Here is a 20,326-nt window from a genome sequence, read left to right on the forward strand (position 1 = left end):
GCTTTACAGGGCGTTTATGAGTGTTTATGAAGCCCTATTTTACGACTCTTGCCTCATATTCTTTACGAGTTAAGTGTGCTCAACACAGCACTTTATCGTTACGTACCTTTAACAGAACTGCGTTGTAAATACTAAGGTAGCCATCACTGATCGTCAGTATAGTAAGCACTAATACGACAACAGTATGACAAAGCCAACACTAGATGGCTATCAATGATCATACGATTGGTAATAACGGAGAGTTAACATGGCTACGAGAAACAATACACAAAAAAAATGGCTGACAGCTGGGTTGGTCGCAGCGGCATTAACGCTAAGTGCTTGCGACACAAATGATGACGTCCCAATGGAAACGGACACCACCGTTGATGCCCAAACGCCAGTAGAGGGAGAGGCCACTAATACTGCTATTGCAAGTGGCACCGACGATGTCGATGTGGGCATAGGCAGCACCAATGATGGCATAGCAGTAGAGGATAATGGTGATGCCGTAGCGGTGACCGCCAATGATGAAGACGTATTAGATGGTACCGAGGACTCAGAACATATCTCAACCTACTAAATTATTTTTACTGCGGTTTCCGAGAAAACCGTGTGTAGATAAAACCACGCCTAAGACTTTTAAGTGATAAAATATAGCTCAGCGCTGTTGCCACAGTCTGGGCTTTTTTGTGTCAGTTATTACTTTATGTCAGTTACTACACCAACGATTATTCAGTGATCCCTCACTAGCGCACAACAGATTTGCCTTTTTACCGCTGAATAAGAGACAATGTGACATTTTTCTCTTTGTCTTATCAAACATAGCGGACTTACCGCCACGCTATGATTAATGCCTATATTATACTAGGGCTGTTTTTACTTACGTTTTCACTCATATTTATTGGAAGTCTGCTAAACCATGCTTGATACTGAAAAAAATCCGACTCGGCCTATCGCCTTAGATTTACAAGACATCCATAAAAGCTACGGCTCATTGGCAGTGCTCAAGGGGGTGTCACTCACCGCATATGATGGTGATGTGATCTCTATCTTGGGTTCCTCTGGCTCTGGTAAATCGACTTTATTACGTTGTATTAATTTGCTCGAAAAGCCAAATCAAGGTCGTATCATTATTGGTGATGATGAGCTTATCCTAAAGCCTGCCAAGTCAGGCGAACTGCAAGCGGCGGATGTCAAGCAATTAGAAAGTTTGCGCGCGCGCGTGGGTTTTGTTTTTCAAAACTTTAACTTGTGGCCGCATAAAACGATTTTGCAAAACATCATAGAAGGGCCAACGCAAGTTCTAAAAATCAAAAAAGCCCAAGCCATTAGTGATGCTGAAAAGCTGCTTGATAAAGTGGGTCTACTCGATAAAAAAGATGCGTATCCAGCGAATTTGTCAGGCGGTCAGCGTCAGCGCGTGGCCATCGCGCGTGCGCTTGCTATGCAGCCGCAGGTATTGTTGTTTGATGAGCCAACGTCCGCCCTAGATCCTGAACTGGTGAATGAAGTGCTTGCCGTCATGCGTGAGCTGGCAGAAGAGGGGCGTACCATGCTGATCGTCACTCATGAGATGCGCTTTGCCCGTGAGGTATCAAGTAAAGTGGTGTTCTTACATCAAGGTGTGATTGAAGAGATTGGCACCCCCGAGCAGGTCTTTGACAACCCTACTTCTGAGCGTGTGAAAGATTTTATGGCATCGCACCGTTAACACCAGTCCTTGATAAAATCTAGGGTGGTCCCTCTCTTACCACCCTAAAATCACCGCTCTCACGGTATCTAGAATATAAAAATGACGGTTCATTCCTTAGTGTTAACTGTTTCTTACGGTTTAATGACAGTTGGTATGCAAAATGTTTGTTTTTGATATTTTACTCAGGTATTATCAAAAGGTTTATAGGCAGCCCATCATGGCGGCTGCTGGTATCTCTTACTAACTATATTGCTTATCTGGCAGGGACGTCAGAGAACTAAATATCAGAACCCTATATCAAACCCCATCAGAATTTAAGGAACGTATGATGTCGAATTCTCGCCTATTGTGGTCATCGATGACCGTTACCGCAGCGTTGATGCTGAGTGCTTGTAGCCAACCTGCTAATGAAACCACCGATACCAACGCTGATGCTTCTGCAGCAGATACGTCTAGCCAGACCATTCGTATCGCTACGGAGGGCGCTTATCCTCCTTTTAATTACACCAATGCTGATGGTAGCTTGGCAGGTTACGATATTGATGTTGCCAATGCCCTATGTGATCAGATGCAGGCCAAATGTGAAATTGTGGCGCAAGACTGGGACGGCATTATTCCAGGCCTGTTGGCACAAAAGTATGATGCAGTGGTAGCGGGCATGTCGATTACGCCTGAACGTCAAGAAAAGGTCGATTTTACCGAACCTTACTTTGCCAACACCATGGTGTGGCTGACCGACACCAATGGTGATTTTGATCCTATGGCGATTGAAAACGCCACACTGGGTGGTCAACGTTCAACCACTCCTGGCGCTTATCTTCAAGATAATTATGAAGGCAAAAACGGTAACACCGTGCAGTTGTATGACAACTATGACAACGCTTATTTAGATCTAAAATCTGGTCGTAGCGATGCGGTATTGGCAGAAAAAGTCTCTGCCAAATCATGGTTGGCAGACAACCCTGAAGGCTTTGGTATCGTCGGTGATGAAATCGATAACAACGATAATATTGCCATTGCTGTTCGTAAAGGTGACGCACTCAGAGACGACTTTAATAAGGCGCTTAGCGAAATCCGTAGTAATGGTGAGCTGGCACGTCTTGAGCAAGCGAACTTTGGTCAATAATCTTCTGATTGAAAAATGAAGGAATAGCAGACATGACAATATCCATGACATCGTCACTAAAAAGTAAGGCATTAAGAAACAAAGCTCTAAATAACCGATCTCTAAACAGCAAAGCGCTGAAAAATAAGGCACTTTGGCTTGCGCCATTAAGCGCTGCCATGCTTATGTTGGCTGGTTGTAACAATAGCGCAACGCCAGAAGAAGGGGAGGCAGCTGATACTGCAACCGATACTCCAATGAACATAAAAATCGCCACCGAGTCAAGCTACAAGCCGTTCAGCTATACAGATGCTGATGGTAAGTTAATCGGCTATGAAATTGAGCTGGTCGATGCGCTATGTGAGCAAATGCAGGCAGAATGTGAAGTCATCTCCCAAGATTGGGATGGGCTGATTCCAGGACTAAACGCCCAAAAATTCGATGCGATTATTGCGGGTATGTCGATCACACCTGAACGTAAAGAAGTGGTTGAGTTTACCGACCCGTACTTTCATAGCGGTATCGTTCTAATCGGTAAGAAAGGTGATGATATTAGTGTTGCCGATTTGGTAGGGCAGCCTGTAGCGTCACAGCGCTCAACGGTCGCCGCACAGTACTTGCAAGATGAACATGCAAACGCTGATATCAAGCTTTATGACACCCAAGATAACGCGTATTTGGATCTGACCTCAGGTCGTGTGCGGGCGATGATGTCCGATAAAGTGACGGGTATCGACTGGCTAAAAACCGAGGCTGGTCAAGACTATGAAGTAAAAGGTCAAGAAATCAGTACTGACGAAGATGCGATGGGTATTGCGTTTCGTAAAGGCGACCCACTGGTCGCTAAGTTCAATAAAGCCTTGGCTGAGCTCAAAGAAAACGGTACTTATGATCAAATCACGGGCAGCTATTTTGGCACCAGCTCAACGGCCGCTGCTCAAAAAGCCGTGGCAACCACAGACGTAAAAGAAGTATTGGTGGTTGAAGATGCTGACGCCAATGTTGATGCCGATGCGGTCATCGCGGACGAAGAACAAGCGGCCACTAACTAATATCGCTGCTCATCGCTATGATTCACTAAGAGGGGTTCCAGTAAGTTGAGTAATAGCGATGAGTGTTATTTTCACAAGAAACATCAAGGAAGATCATGAACCACTATTCTGACCAATACAAAGCAATCGCGTACACACCCGTTAGCCATGGCGCAAAGGCGCGACGCTGTTCAGTACCCTTGATTGCGATGGCGGCGCTTTTGACTTTGGCAGGTTGTAGTAATGGTCAGAACGAAGCCAATGATACCGTCAGCCAAGAGGCGACGACGGGTGATGTTCTGCGTATTGGTACTGAAGGGGCGTATGCGCCTTTTAACTATACCAATGCTGATGGCACCCTTGGCGGTTTCGATGTGGAGATTGCCAACGCCATTTGTGCCGACATGGAGGTGACTTGTGACATTACCGCGCAAGATTGGGACGGTATTATTCCGGGTCTAAAAGCTGGTAAATACGATGCCATTGTGGCTGCCATGTCAGTGACCCCTGAACGCGAGCAACAAGTCAGCTTTACAGAGCCTTACTTTAGCAATACTTTGGTGTTTTTAGCCAAAAAAGACAGCCCCTTTGATCCGAATGACAGCAGCGATATTAATGCACACTCTATTGCGGCCCAGCGCTCGACCATCTCTTCACAGTGGTTAGAGAACACCTATCCAAAAGCCAATATGAAGCTTTATGACACGCTGAGTAATGCGTTTTTGGACTTGGGTTCGAATCGCGTTGATGCCATGGTATCTGACAAACTGCCGGCTTTGGAATGGCTTGGCACCAGCGCAGGTAGTGACTATGCGCTGAAAGGTGAAGAGATTGATATTAATGACAACTTTGCCATTGCCGTACGTCCAGGTGATGCCCTGCAAGAGAAGATTAATCAATCCTTGGCCAATATAAAAGCGGATGGCACTTATGATGAAATCCATCAAAAGTATTTTGCGGTTCCAAAGCTCGATTCAACAGTGAACACGCAAACGACAGAAAAAACGGCGGAGTAGTTGTGACACATCTCAAATAGTCACTGTTAGAGCGATTGGACTTGCGTTGTTTTAATAAGAAGGATACTGCCTTAATGGTGGTGTCCTTTTTTGTTTTCGATAAAAAACAGTAGGATTTATCGCTATTGACTGCTCCGTTTTCGTCAATCTGACTGATTTACTAGGCTTTTAAGAGAATTACGGTTGATTTAAGCACTGCTTTTACGTGTGAGTATTAACATAGCGGCGAGCGATTATGATAAAATCAGCGCTCATTTCTACTGTGTCAATTTCCGCCGCAACAATCGTGTTGATTTGACGTCACTCTATGACGCAAAGCACCAATATATATTTGGTATAAAATGCGATTGTCAGCAGCGCTCAGCGATTGATGCTGATTCTTTTAACTCATATTTTGCAAATTGCTAATATAAAGAGACTGAGTGGATAATTGTGTTTGATTTACAAGGATTTGGCGCGCTCCTACTGAGCGGCGCTACCGTCACCATCAAGCTTGCGTTGACCAGCTTAGTCATCGGCATGGCTTTGGGGCTACTCGGTGCCACAGCAAAGCTGTCTAATATTTGGCTGCTGCGTAAGATTGCGACTGTGTATACGGCGACCATGCGCGGTATTCCAGAGCTGTTATTGGTGCTGTTTATCTATTATGGCGGCTCTATACTGCTCATGACGATTCTCAAAAAATTCGGCTATAACGAATATGTAGAGATTAGTGCCTTTTGGGGCGGCGTGATGGCGCTGTCTATTGCGTTTGGCGCTTATGCGACTGAAATTTTTCGCATGTCGATCCAAGAGATTCCAATAGGGCAGCATGAGGCGGCACAAGCCATTGGCATGCGTCCTTTGCAGACGTTTTATCGCATCACCTTGCCGCAAGTTTGGCAGATTGCGTTGCCAGGCTTGGGCAATTTGTTTTTGGTGTTGCTAAAAGATACGGCACTGGTATCAGTGGTGGGCCTAAAAGACATCATGTATCAGTCGTCGCGGGCGGCCCAATCAACGCAGCAGCCGTTTACTTTTTATATGGCAGCGGCAATTATTTATTTGGGTTTGACCATGCTGATTACCGGTTTTATGATGTGGCTTGAGTGGCGTGCCAATCCAGCGGCGCGCTATGCTAAAAAGCTGAGCCGTCAGTCAACCCATCGTCAATCGACCATAGGATAGAGGAGAGATACTATGGATTGGAATTGGCAGGTTATTTTTGATAGTCTTCCTGAGTTACTAAACGGCGCTGTTTTGACCGTACAGCTGGTCGTTGTCTCAGGTATCATCGGGCTGTTTTTTGGTTTGATTTTAGCGCAGTTGCGCTTGTCAAAGAACTGGCTGGTACAGGTGTTACCGTTTTCTTATATCTTCTTTTTTCGTGGCACGCCGCTACTGGTACAGATATTTTTGATTTATTATGGTCTGGGGCAGTTTGAAGCCATACGTAATTCCTTCTTATGGGAGCCCGTACTAAGCCAAGCGTACTGGTGTGCCATTATTGCCTTTACGATGAATACCAGTGCTTATTTGGCAGAAATCATTCGTGGCGCTATTCAAACGATTCCCGTTGGGGAGCTGGAAGCGGCTGACGCCATTGGTATGTCAAAGTGGCAGAAGCTCACACGTGTTACCTTACCGCGCGCCTTTGGTATTGTGATTCCAGCGTATAGTAACGAAGTGATCTTTATGCTAAAAGGCAGTGCGCTGGCGTCAACCATCGCATTGATGGATATCACGGGTGTCGCTCGTACGATTAGTGCGCGCACTTATACCTTAATGGAGCTGTTCTTCGCGGCAGGTATTATTTATCTGTTATTGTCATGGGTGATTTTATTTAGCTTTAGATTGTTTGAAAAAAGAATGAATCGCCATGCAAGCTATGTGCCGCCAGATGTGATGACCAACACCGTTCCCTGAGTGTTTGTGACGAAAATAGCGTGAGAAAATAAGGGTAGATAGCACAAGACGTCTGCCTTATCAAAATATCCATAATTTGCTGTGAGCGCCTAGTATGAGCCAATCACCACACATGTCTTTAGCCAATGCGATTGCTGCCAGTGTCAATGAGGATACGAGCGTCACCAATTTTAATGATAGCATGCGAGCCCCCATCGGTAAGGTGGTCTGCGTCGGTCGCAACTATGCTGAACACGCTCGCGAGCTTGGCAATGAAATCCCAAAATCGCCTATCTTGTTTATGAAACCAGCATCGTCCGTGGTCAGTGTGCGCAATGATATTGTCCGTCCTGACCCCGCGAAATATGGCGACACTCACTACGAAGCGGAACTGTGTATTCAGCTGTCAGCGGACCTGTCAGCGGCAACTGTTGAACAAGCGCAGCAAGCGATTGGCGCTGTGACATTAGGACTGGATTTAACCCTACGAGACCTTCAAAGTAAGCTGAAAGAAAAAGGCCATCCATGGGAGCGTGCTAAGTGCTTTGATGGCGCGTGTGTACTGGCTGATTGGCTTGAACCACAAGCGTTTGCTGATTTTAGTCAGGTAAATTATCAGCTCACCATCAATGATGAGCTACGACAGGATGGCGATAGCGCCTTCATGTTGTTTTCGGTTTATGAGTTGCTTGCAGAGATTAGCCACGCTTTTAGCTTGCAAGCAGGTGATGTAATCATGACGGGTACGCCAAGTGGCGTGGGTGTCTTGCAAGCAAATGACCAGTTAAAACTAACACTTGGTGCCCATGAGTGGCAGGTAAAAGTTCGCTAAGTCTTTTATAGCAGCAATAGTATATTTTTTCGACTCAGTGTGCATTCTCAACAACCCTCAAGTGATTGCTTGGGGGTTGTTGCTTTTAGGGGTATCTTAATGGCTATCACCCTCATCAAATCTTGTCATTAGATTGTCATCGAGTTTTCAACATACTGTCATAAACCATCAGTAGACTTAGGCGTAATTCTTACTTTGGCGGACGGAACGTTAAGTCGCGCTCATCGTTTTACGCCAATCCAGCCAACTGCAAGGTGATTGATAATGACACTGTTAAATAAAGGAAAAGAGTTAAATAAAGAACCAGAACTCGCGCACGAAATCGTTGAAGACTCAAACCCGACCAATAACACTGATTTTCAGACCGTTATCAATCGTCGTCTAAACCGTCGTAGCATTCTAAAAGGCGGCACAGGATTGACGGCTGCGGCGTTTTTTGGGGCGCTACCTTTGGTTGGTTGTAGTGACGATGATGACAACGGTAGCAGGCCTATCATAGAAAACGGCAATGATGCGGCTATTCCTGCCCAAGGTGATTTAAAACGCCCTGAAACCTTGAAGTTTACAGCCGTGGCGCACTCAACGGCCGAAACCATGACGGTAGCAGAAGGTTATAAAGCGGAAATGATATTGCCCCTTGGCACACCGCTGATGTCTGGGATTGAAGACTGGAAAGACAATCGTGAGCAGTCGGCTGAGTCCTTTGAATGGCGCATGGGCGACAACCATGATGGTATGTGGTTTTTTGGCAAAGAGGGCAATGCCTATGATGCCAAAGCGGCAGAAAATGGTCTGCTGGTGATGAATCATGAATACGTGAACAGTAGCGATTTAAGTCCGTTTGGTTACTATGTCATTCGAGACAATGATGCCGCGCCTTTGTTTCAAAATCGTCGTCTTGCCAGTGATGTGCGCCGTGAAGTCAACTGTCATGGAGTGGCAGTGGTGGAGATGACCCGCCGAGCGGATGGCATGGGCTATGAGATGGTAGCAAATTCAAAATACAATCGGCGTATCACCAGCAGTACGACAGCGCAACTAGCCGGCCCTGTCGCTGGCTCTGATTTGGTGAAGACTAAGTTTGACCCAACGGGTTTTCAGACTCGCGGCATTAATAATAACTGCGGTGCAGGATTGTCGCCTTGGGGCACGTACCTGACCACAGAAGAAAACTTTTTAGGCGTGTTTGCGCGTGGGCAAGATGCCAGTCAACTAAGTGCTGGGCATAACTATGGTCGCGAGCGTTACGGCGCACCAGAAAATTCTCCCGGCTCAAAATATCTATGGCACACGCCTAATGCTAAAGATGCCACCCTAACAGATGAGTTTTCACGCTGGGATATGACAGCGGTTGGTGTAAACGCTACTGAAGATTATCGGAATGGCTTTAACACCTTTGGGTTTATCACAGAAATTGACCCTTTTGATCAAAACTCTGTGCCACAAAAGCGTACCGCAATGGGACGTTTCGCGCATGAGAACTGTGCGTATGCGCCAGTTGAACAAGGCAAACCCGTGGTCTTTTATATGGGTGATGATGCGCGAGGCGAGTATATCTATAAGTTTGTCTCCAAAGCCATGTGGTCAAATGCGGATATCGGCGGCGGCCTAAAAGCAGGCGACAAATATCTAAATGACGGCACACTATATGTTGCTATTTTTAATGAAGATGGCAGTGGTGCATGGAAGGCCTTGATCCATGGTCAAAATGGCTTGGATACGTCTAACAGCGCGTTGCCTTTTAATGGACAAGATGAGGTGCTGGTCTTTGCTCGTGCCGCAGCGGATGTGGTTGGTGCCACCAAAATGGATCGACCCGAATGGGTATCCGTCAGTCCGATGACAGGCGAGGTGTATGTGACCTTGACCAACAATAAAAATCGCGGCGTCGATGACGACCAACCGCTTTCCGCAGCCAATCCGCGCAGCTATCAAGTGGGTGGCAAAGAGCGTGGCAATGATAATGGTCATATTATCCGCTGGGCAGAAGCGGGCGGCGATCATACGGCGCTGAGTTTTGAGTGGGATATTTATCTGTTTGCCACGCCTTATGATCTGGCCGCAGAAAACTTGTCGCAATTAAATGCCAGTAATGATCTATCGTCTCCTGATGGTCTGTACTTTGATCTACGCGGGGTGTTGTGGATTCAGACGGATGATGGGGCTTATACCGATACCAGCAGCTGTATGTTACTGGCAGCGCTGCCTGGTAACGTCAGCGATGGCACAACCATAACCACGTCGGCGGGGCAACAAACGCGAGTTGGCATGCCAGCCAGTAATGATAATATCAAACGGTTTTTTGTTGGGCCTGAAGGCTGTGAGGTGACTGGGATTACCATGACCCCAGATTTCAAAACGCTCTTTATTAATATCCAACATCCCGGTAACACATGGGGAGCGGTCGTAGGCGGCAGTACGCCGCGCTCAGCAACGGTGATGATTACTAAGGAAGATGGCGATGTGATACTGGCAGAGTCATTTGATACAGCAGATAGTGCGACATAAAAAGTTTATCGGTATCTAAAAGGTATTAAATGGTTAGACAGTAAGAACCTCAAGTGACGGCTTGGGGTTTTTATTTTTCTGAGAACAAACTTATATACAAATCACTCTCTTCTATTTATCAGGTTTAAGAGCTAGTATAGAAAGCTACCCTTTTTCGCTAAATGTGCCAATGTCATGAATGCTATGAGTAGTCCCAACTTGTTTTATAACGACAGTATTCGCTGTGGTAGCACCAATAGCGATGCTCGGACGCGACATGAGCTTGAGGCGCATTTTTCCTCAGATAGCAGTGTCCCATCACACAGTGATGTGTATGAGCAGATCGACCAACTCGAAGCAATCGATGTGGAAGAGTTGGGCAAACTGCTGGCGGATGATGGCAATGAGACAACAACGAAGCCCGTCACATTGGCTGACTTCTTTGAAGGATTGGCGCAGCTTGCGACCATGGGGGTGGTTGAGGTGACTGATATTGTAGAGGCTATCCACCGAGAAGTAATATTGCGTCCTTTAGGACGATTTAATGACAGGCATCTGAATAATTGGCAGCGCGGTATCACTGGGCGTATCTATGGCACGATACGCCACATTATGCTGAAGGTAGGTAACAATCTAGCAGCAGTGCTGCGACTGTATAAAACCGTCATGAGCCAAAAAAACGCTCAGCCATTGCCGGACTCATTAAAAAAACTGGTCAATGTGATCAATGGCGTCATGGGCGACCATCTGGTGAATCATAAAAACGCCCTTGCGATACCGATGGTGCTATATGCCAAAGACGGCAATCCGCAATGCGAGGCTCTATCAGGGCGCGTCATCATTTTATGTCATGGTCTGTGCATGAGTCATTTGAGCTGGCAATCAACAGACGGTCATGGCCTAGGCGATGCCATCGATCGCAGTCAGCCTGCGGCGACAGTTTTATATCTTGATTATAATACGGGTCGACGTATCTCACGTAGTGGTCGTAAGCTCTCGCAAGTGCTGCAAGAATTGGTCGATAATAGCCCCAATATCAGTCAGATAGATTTGGTTGGCCATAGTATGGGCGGCTTGGTCGCGCGTAGTGCGCTGTTTTACGGGGAGCAAGATCACTTGGACTGGGTAAAACGAGTGGGCAATCTCATCACGCTCGGCTCGCCGCATCATGGTGCGATGCTGGAGCGTATTGGCAATCATGTACAGGACATCATCGCCAAGCTGCCGTTTGCAGGCTCACTTGCCAAGCTTGGCGACATGCGTAGTGCGGGTATTATTGATCTGCGGCATGGCAGTACCCGTGATGCTGATTGGAAGGCGCTAGAGGGACGCAGCGTATTGCCACAAGACTTTCGTCATCCTGCACGTTTGCCAAGTGGTATCAAAACCTATTTTGTCGCTAGCGCTTTGGTCGAGACGCATTACGACTCTAAGATGACCAGTCTCTTAGGTGATGGTCTGGTGTCGGTCGCATCTGCACTGGGCGAGGACGATGCTGAGCACGCGTTATTTGTGCCTGAGGGGCATAAAGCGGTGTTTTATGGCGTGAGTCATGTGAACTTAATCCATAGTAGAAGGGTTCGTGAGCAAGTGGTTGCATGGCTACTAGACAATGGACGCAGCGACTACGTGGACAAACCTCGGATATACTCTTACCCTAAAAGTTTGGCGTTAGCGCTATAGATATTTTTTTAACTATATAGAAAATAGTAAAAAAATAAAAATGGTTCAAATAGAGTAGTGAGACATCCTTTAAAACTTCTAAAAACAAAAAACCCCAAGCATCACGCTTAGGGGTTTTAAAGAGAGCTTTCAACTATTTTAAAAAATGAAACGGCTTTAAAGAGCTACTCAGCAAATATCGCTGCCACATCGTCTTTATCAAATTTATACATTTCACCGCAAAAACCGCAATCCATCTCAAACGTGCCGCCTTGCTCTTCGACGATATCCAAAGCTTCCGCTTCGCCAATTTGCTCGATTGCCATCTCACATTTTTCGCGTGAGCAGGTGCAGCCAAATGATAGCTCGACCGGCTCGGGTGCCACCACGTTTTCTTCATGATACAAGCGATACAAAATCTCGTTAGCATCCAGTGTGGTCAGCTCTTCTGACTTGAGGGTGCGTGTCAACACAGACAAACGTGTCCACAAATCATCATCGATACCCGCATCTTGGTTTTGCTCAACTTCATAGTTTTCTTCAGCGGTACGAGGCAGCATTTGTACCAACATGCCACCTGCTTGTAAGCCGTCAGACGCCAAGTTAATCAGCGTTGGAATCTGTGCCGATTGTTTTTGATAATGCGCTAAGCAGTCAGCCAAATTGTCATGGCTACGCTCAACGATACCTTGATACGACTCGCCACCTTCCGGCTGAATATTGATAAACAACACACCTTGTCCCATCGCGCCCAGTTCAGCAAATGCTTCTTTGGCATGCGTCATGTTTTCCCACGCTTGCACTTGCTCATCAGTCTCGCCTTTCCAGCTGGCAAGGGCACGAATGATGCCGTCTTGATCGCACTCAGCCATCGCCCAATTGAGCAAACTGTCGCTGTCTGATGACTGTAATTGAATAGACAGATGACCATTAATTTTCACGGTGCTGATAAGCAAACTTGCGGCTGTTAGCATTTCACCCAACAGGCGTTTGATGGCTTCAGGGTAGGGCTTTTGGGCAATGGTACTTGCATAACTGCGTGATAGGCGCACCACGTCACCGCGCACGGGTGAATCTTCAATAAAGAAGCGTTGGCGTACGTCGTTGTCGCTATGGTTGCCAGCGGTTTGGCGTTCTGTATTTGGGGCTTGAGTATCTTGTGTCATAGGTCATTTGTAGTATTAAGAAGTTGTTAGCTTTATGGGGATTCCTTGTGATTTATCAATTGCCTATAGCAGTTTTCCGAGAGGTATGGCCCCTCATTGCCAGAATGCATGGGATAAGTAGAGGTAAGGGTCGTCCATAAGTGATGTCTTCTTATTACGCCGTCATTAACGCAAATACCCAATAATTTTTAAAATGTCACTCTCCTTAAAAAAAGTTTACCTACACCCCTTAATTTGTTGTACAGTAACATTAAGTTGCATTGTGATAAACAACAGCAACAACCACACGGATGCGTGGCAATAAGGTCGAATAGTCAGGCCTGTGTGTCAAAACACTCGTTCAATATTGTGATAAAAGGATGTATTTCATGAGCTATTTACTCTCCAAGCCGTTGACGCTGGCCGCCTTCATGGCGCTAGGCCTAGTAGGCTGTAATAACAGCAATCAAACTTCGACTGATGCGGCGTCAACAGACGATGCAACGACGACAGAAGCCGCCGCAGACACCAACGGCACCCTGCAAAAAATCAAAGACTCTGGCACCATCGTGGTCGGTCACCGTGACTCCTCTATTCCATTTTCTTATATCGCTGATGATCCCAATCAGCCTATTGGCTATGCGCATGATTTAGAAATGAAAGTGGTCGAGGCGGTGAAGCAAAAGCTAAACATGCCAGATCTCAACGTTCGTTATAACTTGATTACCTCACAAACTCGCATCCCACTGGTACAAAACGGCACAGTAGATTTTGAATGTGGCTCAACCACCAATAACGAAGAGCGACAAAAGCAAGTGGCGTTCTCCAACGGTTTCTTTGAAATTGGGACACGTTTGTTGACCAAAAAAGACTCTGGTATTCAAGACTTCGCTGATCTAAAAGGCAAAACCTTAGTGACGACAGCGGGAACGACCTCAGAGCGTTACATTCGTCAATACAATGACGAAAACAACATGGATATCAATATTATCTCAGCAAAAGACCATGGCGAAAGCTTTCTTATGCTAGAAAATGGCCGCGCCGATGCCTTTATGATGGATGATGTCTTGCTGGCTGGTGAAAAAGCCAAAGCAAAAAATCCTGATGAGTGGGTGATTGTGGGTGAGCCGCAGTCGTTTGAGATTTATGGTTGTATGATGCGTAAAGATGACCCAGAGTTCAAAGCGGTGGTCGATGAAGCACTGACCGATGTCTTTAGTTCAGGCGAGATTAATAGCATTTATGACAAGTGGTTCTTGAACCCGATCCCACCGAAAAACGTCAATCTAAACTTTGAGATGTCTGACAACTTAAAAACCTTGATTGCCAATCCCCATGATAGCGCGCAGCCAAAAGCGGCGCCTGCACAGTAATTACTGTCCTTCAACATAGCTTGCTTGCGCGCTCGGATTGACACACACAGTTAATCTGGCGCGTTGGCTTTTTGGTCGCTGCTCGGAGAGACAAGCATGAATTATAGCTGGAACTGGGGTGTGCTCTTTGAGCATACGGGTATCGGTAACGAGCTTTATATCCATTGGATGATTACGGGTCTTGGCTGGCTGTTACTGATTGGCAGTATTGCCTGGGTTATCGCCATGGTGGTGGGTACTGTCTTTGGTATCATGCGCACCTTGCCCAATAAGACCGCTCGTACAATTGGTACGGCTTATGTGACATTTTTTCGCAATATTCCACTGCTTGTTCAGCTGTTTTTTTGGTTTTACATTGCCCCTGGGTGGCTCACGCCCACGATTCAAGAGTGGTGGTATAAGGATTTATCGCCAAATACCTCAGCCATGCTATCAGCGAGTATTGGTTTGGGTCTATTTACCGCCGCGCGTATCGTCGAACAGGTACGTACCGGTATTGAGTCGTTGCCTGATGGGCAGGTTAATGCCGCTTATGCGCTGGGCTTTAGTATTCCGCAGGTGTATAAAGAAGTGCTGTTACCGCAGGCGTTTCGTATCATTTTGCCCCCACTCAGCTCTGAGCTGACCAACTGTTTTAAAAATGCCTCTGTGGCCTCTTTAGTGGGGGTGATGGAGCTGATTAGCCAAACCAAAACCATCAGTGAATATACCCAAAACAGCATCGAAATTTATACCTATGCGACCATTATCTATTTGGTGTTTAATCTATCCTTGATCGCTATTATGGGTTTGATTGAGCGTAAATTGCGTGTGCCTGGACTGATTGCAGGAGGTCAGAAATGAATATGATGACCGAGTTGGCAACGGCCTATCCGGGTTTGATGGGCGGCATGCTCACCACTTTAAAAGTACTGTTTTTAGCGATTCTTGGTGGTATCAGCTTAGGCACGGTATTGGCATTGATGCGCTTGTCTGGTATTAAAGCGCTTGAAGTTCCAGCGAAGCTATACGTCAATTATTTCCGTTCTGTACCGCTACTATTGGTACTACTGTGGTTTTATTTTGCCGTACCGATGATTTATTTTTGGATAGCAGGTAAGTACCTACAACTTGACGCGGCTTTTGCCTCGTGTGTGGTGGCCTTTATGATGTTTGAGGCCGCTTACTTCTCAGAGGTGGTTCGTGCCGGTATTCAATCGATTGGTAGTGGGCAGGTTAATGCCGCTAAAGCGCTCGGTATGACTTATGGGCAGACCATGCGCTTGGTTATTTTGCCGCAAGCTTTTCGCAAGATGCTGCCACTGATTTTGCAGCAGTGTATTATTTTATTCCAAGATACGACGCTGGTGTTTGCCATTGGTCTGACGGATTTTTTTCGCGCCGCCTATGTCCGCGGTGAGCTAATGGGCTTACTGACGCCTTATATTTTAGGGGCGGGTGCCGTTTATTTTGTCATCAGTTTGAGCGCCTCCATTGGCGTGCAACAGCTACAAAAGCGTTTAAGGTTTTAAGATTAACTTAGTCCGTACTTTAATTTTAAAAATTTTGTTGAACAACGATTATTAATGACGACTATCAAAAATAATGTGGTTAGGAGCCAGTGATGAGCGAAGCTGATACGTATATGAATGCTTTTGGTGGACTGGTCACCAACAGTGGACATGCTAGTGATGAGATGGTCATTGAGATGGACAGTGTCAGCAAATGGTATGGCGACTTTCAAGTGCTAACGGACTGTACCGCCCATGTGCATAAAGGCGATGTGGTCGTCGTTTGTGGGCCATCGGGTAGTGGCAAGTCTACTTTGATTAAGACGGTAAATGGGCTGGAACCTTTTCAAAAAGGTGAGATCATGGTCAATGGGATCTCAGTTGGGGCACCGAAGACCAATTTACCTAAATTGCGCAGCCGCGTGGGTATGGTGTTTCAGCATTTTGAGTTGTTTCCGCATTTGACCATCATTGACAACCTCACGGTTGCACAGATTAAAGTGCTGGGACGCAAAGAGTCTGAGGCCAAGCAAAAAGCCATGGCGTATCTAGATCGCGTCGGTCTGACGGTACAAGCAGCGAAATACCCAGCGGAGTTGTCTGGTGGTCAACAGCAGCGGGTAGCGATTGCTCGCGCGCTTGCGATGGATCCTGTGGCGATGCTGTTTGATGAGCCAACCTCGGCGCTTGATCCTGAGATGATTCAAGAAGTGCTTGATGTGATGGTCGAGCTGACACGTGATGGCATGACCATGATGTGTGTGACGCACGAAATGGGTTTTGCCAGTCAGGTGGCCAATCGTATCATCTTTATGGATGAAGGGCACATCGTCGAAAACTGTAGCAAGGAGGAGTTTTTTGAGGGAGCAAAAAGTGAGCGCGCACAACTGTTTTTGTCTAAGATTTTGAATCATTAGCGTGTAAATTGAACGGTTTTTTATGTGAAAAGTAGCGTCTAGCATTAGGCGCTTTTTTTGCGAATACGTTTATAGATAGTCAGTACACCTGAATGCGTAGGTGAGTGACTATCTGTTTACTGATACAATAGCGGTCAATATTTTGATAATTAAAATAATTCCTCAGTTATATTGGAGCTAATATGAGCGCAGAAAATCTATCGGCAACATCGGCCACATCAACAGAAAATGGTGTCGTCATTATTGGAGCAGGCTTGGCAGGTTGGCATGTCATCGATGCGATCCGTGCGAAAGACGCAGACATTCCGATCACCTTGATCACAGCGGATAGTGGTGATCGTTATCACAAGCCAATGCTGACGATGGCAATTAGCCAAAACAAACGGGCGTCAGATTTGGTGCGAGCGACAGGAAGTGATGCGGCAAAGACCGCCCAAGTGACGTTACTTGCCAATACCCACGTACTCGATATTGATCCTGTGAGTCAAACCGTACAGTGTGCTACTACTGAACAAACAGAGTCTCCTACTGTGGTGAGCTATGAAAAAATGGTGCTGGCGATGGGCGCACATCCTATCTTTCCAAAAAGCCTACCGGAGGATCTGGTCTGGCACGTCAACCATATCGAACGCTTTGGACAGCTCCAAGAAAAGCTAGCGACAGGCAGTCAGCATGTTGCTATTGTCGGTGCTGGCATGGTTGGGACTGAGATTGCAGAAGACTTGCTAAAAGCAGGGCATCGAGTGACGTTGATTGATTTAAATGACGCACCACTATCGCAAATGCTACCCGCCAAAGCGACCGCTCGTATTGCCCAAGCCGTGAAATCACAAGGCATTCAGTTTTTGGGTGGTTATCAGGTGTCTGAAGTCACGCGTAGCAGTGACAGCGGAAATGAGGGCAAGTTGCAAGTCAGCTATGAGCCAATAGGGTCAACTGACAGTTGCACCGATTTGCAATCTGGAACCTTGCTCGTTGATCATGTCATTGCCAGTACGGGTCTGACCGTTGATGATAAGTTGCCGACTGCCGCTGGTGTTGAGTTTGATCGCCGCACTGGGATTGTGGTTGATGCGCCCACATTGCGTACCAATACTGACAATATTTATGCCATTGGCGACTGTATGTCGATCAATGGGGTCGCCTGTCGCTATGTTGCGCCGTTACGGGCACAGGCCGCGACCATCGCTGATGACATCTTGGGGCATGAGCATGGCGGTTATGACCACAAACCGCCGATGATTCGCCTAAAAAACAAAGCCATCTCTGTGATGGCAACGGGCGTACCGCGTTCTGAGGGTAACTGGCAAGTGACGAGCGAAAGCGCCGATGAGCTGGTGATGGAGTTGCTCGACGATAACCATAAAGTTAGCGCCACAGTGACCATCAAAGCGCCACCAACACCTAAAGCATAGAAAGCGGCTTAAAACTGGCAGTCTTATCAGATAAATCTGTAGTAAAGTGATTAATAGTCGCTTGTCACGTCTAAACCAGTCATACCCAAAATGGTGTGGCTGGTTTTTTTATGGCCAATGACGGTCAAGCCTTTGTGCTATCTGCTTTTAAGCTAGGATTTTAAATGACTCATTAAGTGATACACATTGTATTGATATTATTGACAGATTTTCATTTATGGCGGTATAGTAGCTAACGCTGTGTAAGTTCTGTTCAAGGAAGAACGATCTACTGACCAGTATCAATAGCACCTCTACAAGCAAAACGAAAGGACTCGTTATGACGCAAACTCCTGATTTCAACGCTATTCTAAGTAATACTCCCACGATCAATGTAGGTGCACGCTCGGAAAACGCGCCACTGACCCAAAGCTACGATAAAGGTCCTGATGTGCCGCTGATTGAAGCGACCATTGGGGATTTTTTTGACGCCATTGTCTCCAAATATCCTGAGCGCGACGCACTGGTTTCTCGCCATCAAAATATCCGCTGGACATATCAACAGCTACAACAACAGGTCAATCAGTTGGCAAGTGCCATGATTGAGATGGGGCTGGAGATTGGCGATCGCATCGGCATTTGGTCGCATAACAATGCTGAATGGCTATTGATGCAATTAGCGACCGCAAAGGCTGGTGTCATCCTCGTCAATATCAATCCTGCCTATCGTACCTTTGAGCTACAGTATGCGCTAAACAAATTGGGCTGTACGGCATTGGTGCTTATGCGTCACTTTAAAAGCAGTGATTACGCCAGTTTGATTCGTGAGCTATGCCCTGAGATTTATCATAAAGACTATACCCAGCTTGACTTGATTGAGATTCCGACGATTGAGCGTATCATTTGGATCGATGAACCAGACAGCGATGAGGACTTTAGCTTTATGCAAAAATTCTCTGCATGGATGGCTGAGGGTGATGTCAATGATCCGCGCGTCGCTGAGCGTCAGGCCCAGCTAAAAAACACCGATGCTATTAGTGTGCAGTTTACCAGTGGTACGACAGGCGCGCCAAAGGGTGCCACGCTCAGCCATCGCAATATCTTAAACAATGGGTATTTTATAGGCGAAGGAATGCGCCTGACAGAAGAGGATAGATTGTGTATTCCCTTACCGCTCTATCACTGTTTTGGTATGGTGGGAGGTAACCTAGCCATTTTAACCCACGGTGGTTGCGCGGTTTATCCTAATGATGGTTTCGATCCGCTGACAGTGCTGCAAACGGTAGAAGCAGAGAGATGCACCGCTTTACTTGGCGTACCAACGATGTTTATCGCGGAGCTTGATCACCCTGAGTTTGACAATTTTGATTTATCCAGTTTACAAACTGGCGTCATGGGCGGCACGACGTGTCCTATTGAAGTCATGCGCCGTGTTATAGACAAGATGCACATGAGCGGGGTGACTATTGCTTATGGGATGACGGAGACCAGTCCCGCTTCCTGTCAGACCAGCACGCAAACACCTCTGGAAAAAAGAGTGTCTACCGTGGGAATGGTGCTGCCAGCACTTGAGGTTAAAATTGTCGATACTGAAACGGGTGATATCGTCCCGATTGGCGAGACAGGTGAGCTACTCACGCGCGGCTACGCAGTCATGAAAGGCTATTGGGGCAGTCGTTTTAAAACGCGCGCGTCCATTCAGGATGGTTGGATGCATACGGGAGACCTCGCCACGATGGATGAAGATGGCTACATCACCGTGGTTGGACGTAGTAAAGACATGGTCATTCGTGGCGGCGAAAACATCTATCCAGTAGAAGTCGAAAACTATCTGTATCGTCATCCCAAGATTCGGGATGTACAAATTGTGGGCATACCAGATCAGCACTATGGCGAAGTATTGGTCGCGTGGATTATTACAAAAGAGCCTAATAGCTTAAGCGAAGACGAAGTAAGGCAATTTTGTTGTGAGCACATCGCTCATTATAAAGTACCGACCCACTTTCGCTTTGTTGATGAGTATCCCATGACCGTCACTGGTAAGATTCAGAAATATAAAATCGCCGAGCACATGATCAAGGAATTGGCGTTAGAGTGATCTGGCGTGAGAGATTCCATTCAACATGAATGAGGGATTCGCTTGTCTTAACTTAATACCAGTATCGGCACTACCTTATTAAATGATACATATTGTATTGATATTATTGACAGCGTTTCATTTATGACGGTATAGTAGCTAACGCTAGGTAAGACCTGTTCAAGGAAGAGGGTGTGACCACAGGCGACCAATCAGCAACATAAAAAGTAAAACGAAA

The 20,326-nt window shown here is 46.5% G+C and carries 17 protein-coding genes; 16 read left to right on the forward strand and 1 reads right to left on the reverse strand.

The features are described from left to right. Positions 1–247: 247 nt before the first annotated feature. The 10 genes from DVY93_RS07235 to DVY93_RS07280 all read left to right on the forward strand — a co-directional run bounded on the left by DVY93_RS07235 (position 248) and on the right by DVY93_RS07280 (position 11,713). On the forward strand, positions 248–562 hold the full coding sequence (locus DVY93_RS07235; RefSeq protein WP_193006833.1) for a hypothetical protein: 315 nt from the start codon (positions 248–250) through the stop codon (positions 560–562). 339 nt (positions 563–901) lie between these two features. Next, the gene (locus tag DVY93_RS07240) at positions 902–1,693 is read left to right on the forward strand and encodes an ABC transporter ATP-binding protein (RefSeq protein WP_193006832.1); all 792 of its coding nucleotides are present in this window, start codon (positions 902–904) and stop codon (positions 1,691–1,693) included. Between the two features lie 307 nt (positions 1,694–2,000). Beyond that, positions 2,001–2,801, forward strand: coding sequence for a transporter substrate-binding domain-containing protein (locus DVY93_RS07245; RefSeq protein ID WP_230710007.1), 801 nt, complete (start codon positions 2,001–2,003; stop codon positions 2,799–2,801). A 158-nt stretch (positions 2,802–2,959) separates the two neighbouring features. After that, positions 2,960–3,832, forward strand: a complete 873-nt coding sequence (locus DVY93_RS07250; RefSeq protein WP_230710028.1) for a transporter substrate-binding domain-containing protein — start codon at positions 2,960–2,962, stop codon at positions 3,830–3,832. A 188-nt stretch (positions 3,833–4,020) separates the two neighbouring features. Continuing rightward, a complete protein-coding gene (locus tag DVY93_RS07255; protein ID WP_230710030.1) occupies positions 4,021–4,827 on the forward strand; it encodes an ABC transporter substrate-binding protein in 807 nt (268 codons plus the stop codon). A 432-nt stretch (positions 4,828–5,259) separates the two neighbouring features. After that, positions 5,260–5,994 carry an ABC transporter permease gene (locus DVY93_RS07260; protein ID WP_193006830.1) on the forward strand — a complete coding sequence of 245 codons (735 nt, stop codon included), beginning with the start codon at positions 5,260–5,262 and terminating at the stop codon, positions 5,992–5,994. A gap of 12 nt (positions 5,995–6,006) precedes the next feature. Beyond that, complete coding sequence (locus DVY93_RS07265; RefSeq protein WP_193006829.1) at positions 6,007–6,732, forward strand: ABC transporter permease; 726 nt, start codon at positions 6,007–6,009, stop codon at positions 6,730–6,732. A 181-nt stretch (positions 6,733–6,913) separates the two neighbouring features. Continuing rightward, complete coding sequence (locus DVY93_RS07270; protein ID WP_230710031.1) at positions 6,914–7,543, forward strand: fumarylacetoacetate hydrolase family protein; 630 nt, start codon at positions 6,914–6,916, stop codon at positions 7,541–7,543. A 264-nt stretch (positions 7,544–7,807) separates the two neighbouring features. Beyond that, on the forward strand, positions 7,808–10,051 hold the full coding sequence (locus tag DVY93_RS07275; protein WP_230710008.1) for a PhoX family protein: 2,244 nt from the start codon (positions 7,808–7,810) through the stop codon (positions 10,049–10,051). A 183-nt stretch (positions 10,052–10,234) separates the two neighbouring features. Further along, a complete protein-coding gene (locus DVY93_RS07280; RefSeq protein WP_193006826.1) occupies positions 10,235–11,713 on the forward strand; it encodes an alpha/beta fold hydrolase in 1,479 nt (492 codons plus the stop codon). A 164-nt stretch (positions 11,714–11,877) separates the two neighbouring features. Here DVY93_RS07280 and hslO read toward each other — a convergent pair whose 3' ends face one another. Next, positions 11,878–12,858, reverse strand: coding sequence for an Hsp33 family molecular chaperone HslO (gene hslO / locus DVY93_RS07285; protein WP_193006825.1), 981 nt, complete (start codon positions 12,856–12,858; stop codon positions 11,878–11,880). Positions 12,859–13,226: 368 nt separating this feature from the next. On the opposite strand from hslO, the gene DVY93_RS07290 reads away from it, so the two are divergent. The 6 genes from DVY93_RS07290 (at position 13,227) to DVY93_RS07315 (ending at position 20,109) form a co-directional block, all read left to right on the forward strand. Further along, the gene (locus tag DVY93_RS07290) at positions 13,227–14,210 is read left to right on the forward strand and encodes a glutamate/aspartate ABC transporter substrate-binding protein (RefSeq protein WP_193006824.1); all 984 of its coding nucleotides are present in this window, start codon (positions 13,227–13,229) and stop codon (positions 14,208–14,210) included. 96 nt (positions 14,211–14,306) lie between these two features. Then, entirely contained in the window at positions 14,307–15,053 is a 747-nt protein-coding gene (locus DVY93_RS07295; RefSeq protein WP_193006823.1) for an amino acid ABC transporter permease, read from the forward strand. Continuing rightward, positions 15,050–15,721 (forward strand): ABC transporter permease subunit, encoded by a 672-nt coding sequence (locus tag DVY93_RS07300; protein WP_193006822.1) that lies wholly within the window; start codon positions 15,050–15,052, stop codon positions 15,719–15,721. The genes DVY93_RS07295 and DVY93_RS07300 overlap by 4 nt, the downstream gene beginning before the upstream one ends. Positions 15,722–15,885: 164 nt before the next feature. Beyond that, positions 15,886–16,617 (forward strand): amino acid ABC transporter ATP-binding protein, encoded by a 732-nt coding sequence (locus DVY93_RS07305; protein ID WP_198334272.1) that lies wholly within the window; start codon positions 15,886–15,888, stop codon positions 16,615–16,617. 182 nt (positions 16,618–16,799) lie between these two features. After that, on the forward strand, positions 16,800–18,032 hold the full coding sequence (locus DVY93_RS07310) for an FAD-dependent oxidoreductase (RefSeq protein ID WP_230710009.1): 1,233 nt from the start codon (positions 16,800–16,802) through the stop codon (positions 18,030–18,032). 319 nt (positions 18,033–18,351) lie between these two features. Beyond that, a complete protein-coding gene (locus DVY93_RS07315) occupies positions 18,352–20,109 on the forward strand; it encodes an AMP-binding protein (RefSeq protein ID WP_230710010.1) in 1,758 nt (585 codons plus the stop codon). Positions 20,110–20,326 lie beyond the last annotated feature (217 nt).

This window comes from Psychrobacter sp. CCUG 69069 (genome assembly GCF_021023115.1).
Lineage (GTDB): Bacteria > Pseudomonadota > Gammaproteobacteria > Pseudomonadales > Moraxellaceae > Psychrobacter > Psychrobacter namhaensis.

Excerpts from the sequence above, each read along its gene's own strand:
- DVY93_RS07270 (WP_230710031.1), top strand. The coding sequence starts at position 6,914 with ATGCGAGCCCCCATCGGTAAGGTGGTCTGCGTCGGTCGCAACTATGCT.
- DVY93_RS07240 (WP_193006832.1), top strand. The coding sequence starts at position 902 with ATGCTTGATACTGAAAAAAATCCGACTCGGCCTATCGCCTTAGATTTA.
- DVY93_RS07280 (WP_193006826.1), top strand. The coding sequence starts at position 10,235 with ATGAGTAGTCCCAACTTGTTTTATAACGACAGTATTCGCTGTGGTAGC.
- DVY93_RS07300 (WP_193006822.1), top strand. The coding sequence starts at position 15,050 with ATGAATATGATGACCGAGTTGGCAACGGCCTATCCGGGTTTGATGGGC.
- DVY93_RS07310 (WP_230710009.1), top strand. The coding sequence starts at position 16,800 with ATGAGCGCAGAAAATCTATCGGCAACATCGGCCACATCAACAGAAAAT.
- hslO (WP_193006825.1), bottom strand. The coding sequence starts at position 12,858 with ATGACACAAGATACTCAAGCCCCAAATACAGAACGCCAAACCGCTGGC.
- DVY93_RS07315 (WP_230710010.1), top strand. The coding sequence starts at position 18,352 with ATGACGCAAACTCCTGATTTCAACGCTATTCTAAGTAATACTCCCACG.
- DVY93_RS07265 (WP_193006829.1), top strand. The coding sequence starts at position 6,007 with ATGGATTGGAATTGGCAGGTTATTTTTGATAGTCTTCCTGAGTTACTA.
- DVY93_RS07305 (WP_198334272.1), top strand. The coding sequence starts at position 15,886 with ATGGTCATTGAGATGGACAGTGTCAGCAAATGGTATGGCGACTTTCAA.
- DVY93_RS07295 (WP_193006823.1), top strand. The coding sequence starts at position 14,307 with ATGAATTATAGCTGGAACTGGGGTGTGCTCTTTGAGCATACGGGTATC.
- DVY93_RS07255 (WP_230710030.1), top strand. The coding sequence starts at position 4,021 with ATGGCGGCGCTTTTGACTTTGGCAGGTTGTAGTAATGGTCAGAACGAA.
- DVY93_RS07245 (WP_230710007.1), top strand. The coding sequence starts at position 2,001 with ATGATGTCGAATTCTCGCCTATTGTGGTCATCGATGACCGTTACCGCA.
- DVY93_RS07290 (WP_193006824.1), top strand. The coding sequence starts at position 13,227 with ATGAGCTATTTACTCTCCAAGCCGTTGACGCTGGCCGCCTTCATGGCG.
- DVY93_RS07235 (WP_193006833.1), top strand. The coding sequence starts at position 248 with ATGGCTACGAGAAACAATACACAAAAAAAATGGCTGACAGCTGGGTTG.
- DVY93_RS07275 (WP_230710008.1), top strand. The coding sequence starts at position 7,808 with ATGACACTGTTAAATAAAGGAAAAGAGTTAAATAAAGAACCAGAACTC.
- DVY93_RS07250 (WP_230710028.1), top strand. The coding sequence starts at position 2,960 with ATGCTTATGTTGGCTGGTTGTAACAATAGCGCAACGCCAGAAGAAGGG.